Origin of the sequence: Vibrio sp. V01_P9A10T6 (genome assembly GCF_963877065.1) — a bacterium.
Classification (GTDB): Bacteria; Pseudomonadota; Gammaproteobacteria; order Enterobacterales; family Vibrionaceae; genus Vibrio; species Vibrio anguillarum.
In genome coordinates, this window is sequence record NZ_CAWNTB010000014.1 from 1 (window position 1) to 11,303 (window position 11,303).

The 11,303-nt window shown below is 44.0% G+C and carries 6 protein-coding genes and 1 pseudogene; 5 read left to right on the forward strand and 2 right to left on the reverse strand.

Annotated features, from left to right (window positions below):
- Positions 1-103: 103 nt before the first annotated feature.
- The 3 genes from AACQ21_RS00945 to AACQ21_RS00955 are packed head-to-tail and all read left to right on the forward strand — an operon-like array spanning position 104 to position 5,059.
- Positions 104-1,456: an ABC transporter substrate-binding protein gene (locus tag AACQ21_RS00945; RefSeq protein WP_105977336.1), complete on the forward strand. Its 1,353-nt coding sequence runs from the start codon at positions 104-106 to the stop codon at positions 1,454-1,456.
- Positions 1,453-3,801, forward strand: coding sequence for an ATP-binding protein (locus AACQ21_RS00950; protein WP_105977337.1), 2,349 nt, complete (start codon positions 1,453-1,455; stop codon positions 3,799-3,801). The genes AACQ21_RS00945 and AACQ21_RS00950 overlap by 4 nt, the downstream gene beginning before the upstream one ends.
- The gene (locus tag AACQ21_RS00955; RefSeq protein ID WP_105977338.1) at positions 3,791-5,059 is read left to right on the forward strand and encodes a sigma-54-dependent transcriptional regulator; all 1,269 of its coding nucleotides are present in this window, start codon (positions 3,791-3,793) and stop codon (positions 5,057-5,059) included. The genes AACQ21_RS00950 and AACQ21_RS00955 overlap by 11 nt, the downstream gene beginning before the upstream one ends.
- 170 nt (positions 5,060-5,229) lie before the next feature.
- On the opposite strand, the gene AACQ21_RS00960 is transcribed toward AACQ21_RS00955, so the two are convergent.
- A complete protein-coding gene (locus tag AACQ21_RS00960) occupies positions 5,230-6,378 on the reverse strand; it encodes an iron-containing alcohol dehydrogenase (protein WP_105977339.1) in 1,149 nt (382 codons plus the stop codon).
- Positions 6,379-6,543: 165 nt separating this feature from the next.
- Here AACQ21_RS00960 and AACQ21_RS00965 point away from each other — a divergent pair, with 165 nt between their 5' ends.
- The gene (locus AACQ21_RS00965) at positions 6,544-7,425 is read left to right on the forward strand and encodes an AraC family transcriptional regulator (RefSeq protein WP_013867892.1); all 882 of its coding nucleotides are present in this window, start codon (positions 6,544-6,546) and stop codon (positions 7,423-7,425) included.
- A gap of 356 nt (positions 7,426-7,781) precedes the next feature.
- The gene (locus AACQ21_RS00970) at positions 7,782-10,937 is read left to right on the forward strand and encodes a chitinase C-terminal domain-containing protein (RefSeq protein WP_105977340.1); all 3,156 of its coding nucleotides are present in this window, start codon (positions 7,782-7,784) and stop codon (positions 10,935-10,937) included.
- A 112-nt stretch (positions 10,938-11,049) separates the two neighbouring features.
- On the opposite strand, the pseudogene glgC reads toward AACQ21_RS00970, so the two are convergent.
- Positions 11,050-11,303 (reverse strand): annotated as a pseudogene (gene glgC, locus AACQ21_RS00975) (glucose-1-phosphate adenylyltransferase); the annotation flags it as partial.

Below are 11,303 nucleotides of genomic sequence, written 5' to 3' on the forward strand. Positions count from 1 at the left end.
AATTATGTTTTGCTGATAAAATTGAAATTGTAATACGCTGTTTTGCGTCATAACTGACACAAATGTTTAATAATTTATTTTTAGCTAAACGGTAGAGTTTTGAGTGAACGCACAATTTTTAGGGTTTTGTGATTTAAAAGCGGTTTCCCGTTCTTGTACCTTATTACGCTGGTGCAAATGGATGGTGCTACTAGGATCGATAGCGGCGGCTATCAATACCGCTTATGCAAAAGAGAATGAGTTAGTCATACTGACCACATTTTCACGTGAACCCTTGCTACCTCTTATTGAAGAGTTCAGCAAACAGTATCAAGGGGTTGATGTGCAAGTTGTCCACCGTAGAGCACAATCGAGTATTCAACTGCTTAATAAAAGCTATATCCAGAATATTGATGTAGTGCTGAGCTCATCGCCTTTTTTAATGCAGCATTTAGCAAATAGCAATAAGCTCGCAACCTTACCTGCCCATTTGCAACCACCAGAATGGTTAAAACCCTACATGTTACCGCCAACTGATAAAGTCGTGACGATAGGCTATTCTGGCGCTGGTTTGGTATGGAATCGTGACTATCTCAGCTTACATCATTTACCGACGCCTACGTCGTTCACCGATCTGGCTAATTTTATCTACTTTGACCACATCACGATGAGTACCCCAACACGTTCGGGTACTACTCAGTTAATGGTCGAGAGCATTCTTGCTAAATATGGTTGGCAACAAGGGTGGCGGATTTTACTGAACGTGGGGGCAAATTTAGGGACAATTTCCTCACGCAGTTTTGGTGTGAGTGATTATGTAGCCAAAGGGCAATTTGGGATAGGCCCAACGATTGATAGCTATGCCAGCATATTAGAACGAAAATTTGAGCACGTTCAATTTCGCTACGATGAAAGTTTTACCCTAATGCCCACATACGTCGCCCAAGTGAGCCTGCGTGAAAATGATCAATATGCGAAGGCATTCATCGATTTATTGATGTCAAAAGCGGTACAAACGAATATGGATAGCAATGATTTTTCTAAACATGCGATAAACGATAAATCCCTGTTTAATGAGGCATATACACAGTTGTCCATGGCATCCATTACACATCGTGAGGAGTTAGTTAACTTATTGTTTGAAATTGCGATTACCAAACGCTTACCTCAGTTAAAAGACACTTGGCTCGCAATCAATCATGCTAAAACCAAGTACGCACACAATGAACTCGCTCTGAAGCTCATTGAAAATATTGAAACTCGAGTGTTCTCTTTACCTGTGACCGAAACAGAGTTAGCCGTGGTATATCAGTCATGGCAAAAAATCAGTGTTGATGATGTGCAGTATGAGACACACTCCGCCGCCATTTCTATGCAAGTAGCGGAGCTGACGCATCGTTGGAAGATGCAGTTGGCATTAACCTTAGAAGAAGCTTTGTCCGATCTAAAAAACTTGGACCGGGTCGATACGCCATGATTTTTCCGAAATACAACACGATTGGCGCGAGACTGGTTTTGGCCTTTGCTTGTAGTACCTTGCTGTTGACGATTGTCAGCATCGTCGCATGGGGAACATGGAATAGTTTAGATAATCAAGTGAGCGAGCTGCTTGATAAAAGTGTTCCTAAATATAATGCCAGTTATCTGCTCGAAAGCAGTAGTTCGGAAATTAAAAGACGGATCGAAATCATCTCAAATACGCGTAACAAAGTTGAGTTGGATGAGCAACGGCAACGTTTGGATAACAATTTAACGACGATCAGCAAAATATTAAGCGAGATTGAATTGAACAACGAGCAGCAACGGCTGCTTGCTGGGTATCAACGGCTACGTAATCTTAGTGAGCAATTTGGTCTTCTGGTCGGGCAACGGATTGATCAAAGTCGTCAAATTGAGTTACTTCAAGAGCAGATCCAATGGCTACATCAAGATATTGGTTCTGAGTTGACTCCGCTGCGCCAAGAAATACAGTGGCAGCTAGAGCGTAAAATGAAAGGTAATGAAAGCGACATGCTGTTTGCGAGTTTAGGGGCTGTCCAGTCTATCCTAGATGGTGAGGCTCAAACGTTTATGTTCGCAAAAGAGCTCATCCAATCTAAGCATATTAGCCAAGTGAATAATGGCATGAAAGTACTACAGTTCCGCCTTGAAGAACTGTACGCACAGAGTGCGCCGATTTTTTCACAACCTGCAACCATCGCCTATCAACAATTACTCAGTGAGCTAATGGATGTATTGAGTTTGAATGGCTCTTTCCATCAAAACTTACGTTCTATGGTGCGTTTAAATGCCCAGCTTGATGATATTCGAGCTGAAGTTCAGCAACAGCTTCTCCACCAACATACTGATATTGCGATGTTGGTAGCCAACGCCGATGAGTCGTTTGTTCAAGCGAAAAAAGAGACCACGGAACTGGTTTCTCATGGTAACCGTATTCTGTTTGTCTGCTTTAGCTTATCGATCATTATCAGTTTGTTTTTGACTTACTATTTCATCAATCGTCGGATTGTGGGCCGACTTAACCGCCTTAGCGACAGTTTAGATGCCATCATTCATAACGATCTTTCACACCCTATTGTGGTAGACGGCAGAGATGAAATTGGCCGGATCAGTGAAAAATTGGTTCAGTATGGTAAAAAAGTGGAGGAAATGGATCGAACCAACGCACTGAGTTTGATTAACAATACGCAAGCGAGTTTAATCACTTGTGATTTGGATGGTTATATTGAATCGGCTAACTTAAGCGCTCGTGTTCGCTTGAATATAGACCAGAATGAGGACCCGAAAGCCTTTTGGCTCTGTTTTTCAACGTCAACTCAATCGCAGTTGCAAGCACTGTTTAACCCAGAGGCTAAGTTGATCGAAAATGGTGCAGATGTCATTACGCTATCGTTAGGCGATGTGGATAAACCTTATTACTTGCGCTTGTATTTACGTAAGTATACCCACGGTTTAAGCGATAAAGTTATCATCACGATTACGGATGTTACCGATCAAGAGCACGCTAATCGATTATTAGAAGAGCGAGTTCGAGCAAAAACTCATTCATTACGTGAAAAAAATCATCAGTTACTCGCTGAAATTGAGCAGCACCACCGGACCGAAAACCATCTTAAAAAAACACAAAGTGAGTTAGTACAAGCCGCTAAAATGGCGGTGGTCGGGCAAACGATGACCAGTTTAGCGCACGAATTGAATCAACCATTAAGCGCAATGTCGACTTATCTCTATAGCGTAAACCTTGCTTTAGAGCAGAAGAAAACAGAGCAAATCAGACATTCCATCGATCATATTGAACATTTAACAGAGCGAATGGGCAAAATCATCAATGGGTTACGTCATTTTTCTCGTAAAAGTAGCAGTGATGAAACCCTTACCCCTGTCTTGATTACTGACGTTATCGGTCAGGCTATGTTGTTGGTTGAAACGAAAGCGAAACGTCAACAGATAGTATTGCAAAGCCATATTCATCAACCAATTCAAGTCATTGCAGATCAAATCGGCTTGGAACAGGTATTGATTAATTTGTTGGTAAATGGCTGTGAAGCGGTTGTGGGATGTGAGCACAAAAAAGTTGACGTGATATTGCTGTCGAGTACGCCAACGCATCACGTTGTTGCAGTATGCGATTCAGGGGCTGGATTTGCTCATGATGTCGTTGAAAAACTCTTTACGCCCTTTACCACGACCAAAGAAGTAGGGTTGGGCTTAGGGCTGAATATTTGCCGCTCGCTCATAGGAAAAATAAAGGGTCAAATTTATCTTGCCTCGACAGTCAGCCGAGGTGCAATGGTCGTGCTGGAGTTGCCTTATGAATCATAATTATTCTGTTTTATTGATTGATGATGACCAAGATGTCCTTGACTCATATTCTCATCTTATGTCGATAGCTAATTTGCCATCAAAAGCACTTCTTAACCCCACCAAAGCGTGTGAGTTTATCCATTCTGATTGGGCTGGAGTGATATTGCTTGATGTCTATATGCCACAAATGAACGGCATTGAATTGCTTAAAGCGATTAAATCGATTGATGAGCATATTCCTGTGATTGTCATTACTGGCCACGGAGACATTCCTATGGCGGTAGAGGCGGTCAAAATAGGGGCATGCGATTTTCTTGAAAAGCCAATCAATCCTGCGGAGTTATTGAGCTTAGTGAAGAAAAATCTCGATATTCGTCGTCATTTTGTACAACAAAAAACGGCTATGGCCAACTCAATCAAATGCGAACTCATCGGAAAATCCGCTCAAATGGGGCAAATTCGCCACCATGTTGCTCAGTATTCAATGCTCAACAGTCATGTTGTTATTTGTGGAGAATCGGGTGTTGGGCGGCATACTATTGCATATCTCATCCACCAACTGACACAGGGTAATCATGCTTCATCGCTGGTGGAATTAACCGTTTCATCAGCGACCACGCTCGCACAGATTGAACAAAAATTAGAAGCAAGTGAAAACGGTACATTGCTAATAGACCACATCGAATTACTTTCTGAAGAATTGCAGCGTTATTTGACTCAGAGGATGCTTAACCAAGAACGCCTAAGCAAAGCTCGAACGCGCGTTATTGCTATTTTAGGTACGGAACCTGAGGCCTTAATTACGGCTAATCGGTTGCAGCCAGAACTCTATTATTTGCTAAACCAAGGCGTGATAGAGGTGCCTGTACTTCGACATCGTCCCGATGATATCGCTACTTTGTTCCATTATTTTCTCAAGCAGAGTTGTAATAAATTGGCGAAACCTTTGCCAGCGGTAGAACTGAGTTATTTGTCGCTACTGCGTGCACATCAATGGCCGGGAAATGTACGAGAGCTGAGAAATGTAGCCGAATTATATGCGATAGGTATTGTAAAACTGACGGGAAAAGAGCGTTTGTATAATCAGTCTGATCTTTTATCACCGCTTGATGAATTGGTGGATGATTACGAAAAGCAAATTATTGAAGATGCATTATTTCTCCATTCTGGTCGCGTCGCTGATGCCGCAAATTATCTGCAAGTACCGCGTAAAAAGCTCTACTTACGAATGAAAAAACATGGTTTAGAAAAGGATGACTTTAAAAGTCGTTATTAGTTTTTCAATTTTAGGTGGTGGATCAGTTTGATAATGCTGGCATGGTAATGAAAAGCCGCTACATAAAGTATCCAATACAAAAAAAGCAGCGCCCAATTGCGCTGCTTGATGTAGCTGAATCTATGCTATTGGAATGTGGAAATCACTATTCACTCGTCTAAAAAATGAGGCTAAATGATAGCTTGTTCCAAAATTTCACGCGATTTTTCAAGCGTGATGGTTTGCTGTTCACCCAAAACAAGCATTCCATGTGCGTTCAGTTGAGCGATAACTGCGTCTATGGCCGCTTGCTTACTGCTATTATGATCCGCAAATTGAGTTGGAACATTCAAGCTGTGGTAGAAGGCTTCAATCGCATCGATTGTGCGTAAGGCAAGATCGCTAGTTTGATTAAGCCCAAAGACATTTTTGCCCATTTGCTCAAGTTTAGCGCGTTTGTTCTCAAGTTGATTGCGCAGCAGGGAAGGTTGCACAATCGCCAACGAACGGGCGTGATCAACATGCCATAATGCGGTGAACTCGTGACCAATCATATGAGTCGCCCAATCTTGTGGAACGCCAGTCCCGATCAGGCCATTTAATGCTTGGTTCGCTGTCCACATAAGGTTTGCTCGCCATCCATCATTGTCACGCTGGTCATATTGCTGACCCAATACCAGCAAGTTTTTAAGTAAAGTTTCGGCATAGCCGTCTTGAACCATCGCATTGGTCGGCAAGGTTAAATATTGCTCACAGACGTGTACCCAAGCATCAACAATACCGTTGATCAACTGGCGCTCAGGCAGTGATTTCATTACGTCTGGATCAAGCACTGCGAACTTAGGCTGTACCGCTGGAGCCATAAAGGCCAGTTTGTCTTGTGTTTGTGCTTTGGTAATTACTGCGCCCATGTTGGATTCAGAGCCGGTTGCTGGCAGAGTCAGAATTGCACCGATGGGCGTAGCTTCAGTAACTTGATGTTTACCCACCATGATGTCCCAGCCATCCCCATCATACTTAGCCGCCGCGGCAACGTATTTTGAACCATCGATAACCGAACCACCACCAACGGCAAGAATAAAGTCGATGTCCTGTTTTTTGACGATAGCAACTGCTTTATCTAAGGTTTCTTTGGTTGGGTTTGCTTCTACACCTGAAAACTCGACCCATTGGTGCTCAGTGAGTGCGCTCACGACTTGATCATAAACACCATTTTTTTTGATCGAACCGCCACCGTAGATCACCAGTACTTTTTGGTCAGTTGGAATCGCCTGACTGATCGCCGAGATTTGGCCTTGGCCGAAGTGAATTAGAGTAGGGTTAACATAAGTAAATTTCATTATTCTCACCTTTGCTTATAGAAAAGGAGGCGGCGCCTCCAAGGCAGTGTTTTACGATGTGCATATTAGTATTAATTATCCAGTCAATATAGACCAATTTCTCGAAATTAATTGCCTAATTCTCTAATTGTCGTATTCTTCCTTCAGTTTTGATAAGGGGGCATTATGAGTAAACTGGCGCAACTGATGCAGCAATACATTGAAAAACAATCTTTAGATCATTTGGAAGGTATTCACCAAACGGCAGTGCCGAGCGTATTGTTTTATCGCAGCAGCCGCGGTAATGGTAGACAACCCCTTGTGTATCAATCCGGTATCATATTATTGGGGCAAGGACATAAACGCATTCATATTGGTAGCCAACCCGTAAATTATGGCCCTAATGATTACTTGGTTGTTGGGGTACCTTTACCACTTGAGTGCGAAGCTTTTGCGTCTGAAAGTGAACCGTTATTGGGCTTGACTATTAATATCGATCACTCACTTCTCCTTAAACAGGTTGATCGACTTGAGGCTGCTGGTTTTTTATCTGATTGCATAGACAAATCAAAATGCGGGCTGAAATCAGTAGAAATGGGCGCAAAGATGCAAGCAAGTGCGATTCGTTTGATGTCTGCATTGGTTGATGATCTTGAAGCTAAAGTGCTTGGCGAAAGCTTAGTCGAGGAGATTGTGTTTCGGGCATTAACCAGCGAGCACGGTTATGTGCTTTTTGATCTCGCTCATCAAGAAGGACACTACGCCCGGATAGCCAAAGCGTTGAGTAAAGTACATCAAGAATATGATCAGTCCATTACCGTTCAGTTACTCGCCGAAGAAGCCAACATGAGTGTTTCGGCGTTTCACCACGCCTTTAGGCTGGTGACGTTAGAATCTCCTTTACAGTATTTAAAAAAAGTCAGGCTTAACAGAGCGAAAGAGTTGATTCGTGTGGAAGGCAAGCGTGTGAACGATGCCGCTCGTTTAGTTGGTTATGCCAGCGCATCTCAGTTTAGTCGAGAATATAAGCGACATTTTAATGAAACCCCAAGAGGAGTACAGCGTTAGAAATAGCGCATAAAGTTAAACTCTACATTTTTGTAACAATTAGTGTTGTTGCATATTTTTTGCTCTTTTTGATAGTGTGTAAGTTAAATAACCGGCAGGCAGTCCGTATATTGTTCTGATTTCGGCGCTTTTTTTAGAATCGGAAAATTAACCAATAATTAGTTGTTGATGCAAAATAACGATGTCTCTTTTGCAGAAATAGTGCAACTTGTTGCGAGTGATTTTTGATATTTGAACAAATTGAGGTGCTTATTTATCGCTCTGTCCTACAGTTGTTTCACGTGAGAATTAAAGTCTGGTTTCTTCTTGATACGAGGCTTTTTATAGTGAAACAATAACTTAAGGAATGAGCAGCTATGCATTTAAACAACAGGACAGTGGCAAAGGGTGTTTTTACACTGAGCACTTTAACGGCCTCTTGCTTGATGGCTTTTAACAGCTATGCAGCCGTTGATTGCACGACACTAAGCCCTTGGGAATCGTCAAAAGTTTATACTGGCGGTAACAAGGTTCAGCACAGTGGTACCGCCTACCAAGCTAACTATTGGACTCAAGGTAACGATCCAGCCAACTTTTCCGGTGATTATGCCCAGTGGAAAGTGTTGGATGTTTGCGCCACTTCCGGTGGTGAGAACCAGCTACCCACCGCGAATCTCTCTTCACCTTCCGCAGCAGATGTGATTGCTGTCGGTGATACCGTAATATTAAGTGCGAACGCAACCGATAGTGACGGCAGCGTTGCTCGAGTCGAGTTTTCTGTCGATGGTGCAATTGTGGGTATAGTCACCACGGCACCTTATAAAGCCACGTGGGTCGCAACCGCTGGTCAGCATGAATTCAGTGTTGTAGCCATCGATGATAAAGGTGATGCCAGCGTGAAAAGTGCAACGACCTTAACGGTGAAAGAGGCACAACAACCAGGCAACCAGGCTCCAACCGTTGATATTACGCTTTCTGCGGCTTCCGTTGATGTGGGGGCTTTAGTCACCTTAACCGCAAACGCTGCTGATACTGATGGAAGCGTCGATAAAGTTGATTTCTTTGTTGCGGGAACGCTGGTTGGAACGGCTGTTAGTGCTCCGTATACCTTAGAATACACTGCGACAAAAGCGGGTAACTTGGCGGTGTTTGCACGCGCCACTGATAACCTTGGTGTGACGACAGATTCCACGTTAGCGACTTTAACAGTCAGTGGCGCGCCAATAGCTAATAATTGTCGTCCTGATGGTTTATATCAAACCGAAGGTGTGAATGTACCTTATTGCACTGTTTACGATGCGGAAGGTCGTGAGATCATGGGCGCGGATCATCCACGTCGTGTGATCGGTTATTTCACCAGTTGGCGTGCGGGTGATGATCCGCAATCGGCTTACCTTGTAAAAGACATCCCGTGGGAGCAGCTCACGCACATTAACTATGCCTTCGTCAGCATAGGTTCCGATGGCAAAGTGAATGTAGGCGATGTGAACGATCCCAATAATGCGGCAGTGGGCAAAGAGTGGCCAGGGGTTGAGATTGATCCTGCATTAGGCTTTAAAGGTCATTTTGGTGCGTTGGCAACAGCGAAGAAAAAATTTGATGTTAAGACCTTAATTTCTATCGGAGGCTGGGCTGAAACTGGCGGGCACTTTGATACGGCAGGCAACCGTGTCGCCGATGGTGGTTTTTATACGATGACAACCAACGCGGATGGCTCTATCAACCACGCGGGTATTGAAAAATTTGCAACATCGGCTGTTGAAATGATTCGTAAATATCAATTCGATGGTGTCGATATCGACTATGAATATCCAACCTCAATGGCGGGCGCAGGTAATCCAGATGATAAAGCGATTATGGAACCTCGCCGTGCTTATTTATGGGCGTCGTACCAAGAGTTAATGAAGGTACTACGTCAGAAGCTTGATCAAGCATCGGCACAAGATGGCCACCATTACATGCTGACGATTGCAGCACCGTCTTCTGGTTATCTATTGCGTGGTATGGAGACGTTTGATGTCACTCAGTATCTTGATTATGTGAACATCATGTCTTATGACTTACACGGCGCATGGAATGATCACGTGGGTCACAACGCGGCTTTGTATGACACTGGTAAAGATTCAGAGTTAGCACAGTGGAACGTATATGGTACGGCTCAATACGGTGGTATTGGTTACCTCAACACTGACTGGGCTTATCATTATTTCCGTGGTTCTATGCCCGCAGGGCGTATCAACATCGGCGTTCCTTACTACACGCGCGGCTGGCAAGGTGTCACGGGTGGAGAGAATGGTTTATGGGGGCGAGCGGCATTACCTAACCAAGCTGAATGTGCTCCGGGCACTGGTGAGGGTGAGAAAAACAACTGTGGCCACGGCGCGGTGGGTATTGACAACATGTGGCACGACACCGATCCGAAAGGAAACGAGATGGGCGCAGGTTCAAACCCAATGTGGCATGCCAAAAACCTAGAGAAGGGGATTTGGGGCTCTTACGCCCAAGCTTATAACCTTGATCCAGTGAATGAGCCTGCCGATCAACTTGTCGGTCTTTACCAACGTCACTATGACAGCGTTGCCGTCGCGCCTTGGCTGTGGAATGCCGATAAAGGGGTGTTCTTATCTACTGAAGATAAAGAGTCTATCAACACCAAAGCCGATTATGTCATCGATAAAGAGATCGGCGGCATCATGTTTTGGGAGTTAGCGGGCGATTATAACTGTTATGTCTTGGACGCTAATGGTCAACGCACTCAAGTGGATTCAACAGAGCAAGCTTGTGCAAGCGGAAATGGCGAATACCACATGGGTAATACCATGACGAAAGCAATTTATGACAAGTTTAAGTCGGCAACGCCTTATGGTAACACGCTTGCAACAGGAACGATTGCCAGTGAAACTGTAGACATCGCGGTCTCCGTTGGTGGATTTAAGGTGGGTGATCAAAACTACCCAATCAATCCGAAAATCAGCTTTACTAACAACACAGGTCAAGAGATCCCAGGTGGTACTGAGTTCCAGTTTGATATCCCCGTATCTGCACCTGATAATGCTAAAGACCAATCTGGTGGTGGTTTGAAGGTGATTGCTTCTGGCCATACTCGCGCCAACAACGTCGGTGGCTTAGACGGTGTCATGCACCGCGTAGCGTTTAGTTTACCTAATTGGAAAGCTCTGCCCGCAGGCGGCGTGTATGAGTTGGATATGGTTTACTATCTGCCTATTTCTGGGCCTGCAAATTACAGCGTAAACATTAATGGTGTCGATTACGCCTTCAAGTTTGAACAACCGGATCTTCCACTTGCTGACCTATCTTCTGGTGGCAGTGACGGTGGAGATACTGGCGGTGGCGATACCGGTGGTACCTCGAATCCTAGCAATGTCATTACTTGGGTTCCCGGATCTACACAGGTGAAAACTGGCGATGTTGTGACTTACAACGGGAAATGTTTTATTGCCAAAAACAACCCTGGCGTTTGGGAGTCACCGACTCAGTCAAATTGGTTTTGGGATGCAACAACGTGCCCATAACCGAGCGTGATTAATCGGTATGTTTTGAACTCAGTGTAAAGTAAGAAGCCTTAGCGTGTGCTAAGGCTTCATTTTAATGAGGGATAAATTGAGTGGGCAAAAAAATATAGGTTTAGAATTGATAACTTTCGGGTACCACAACAATGCCATTTTCTGAAATACGGAAACGCTGGGCATCTTCAACTGGGTTTAAGCCAATTTGAGTATGTGGAGGGATTTTTACATGTTTATCAATAATACATCTCATGAGCTGACACCCTGCGCCGACTTCAACATCATCAAATAAAATGCTATCGACCACTGTTGCACCATCATCAATTCTGACGTTTGAAGAAATAATGGAGTGTTGTACAGAACCTCCAGAGT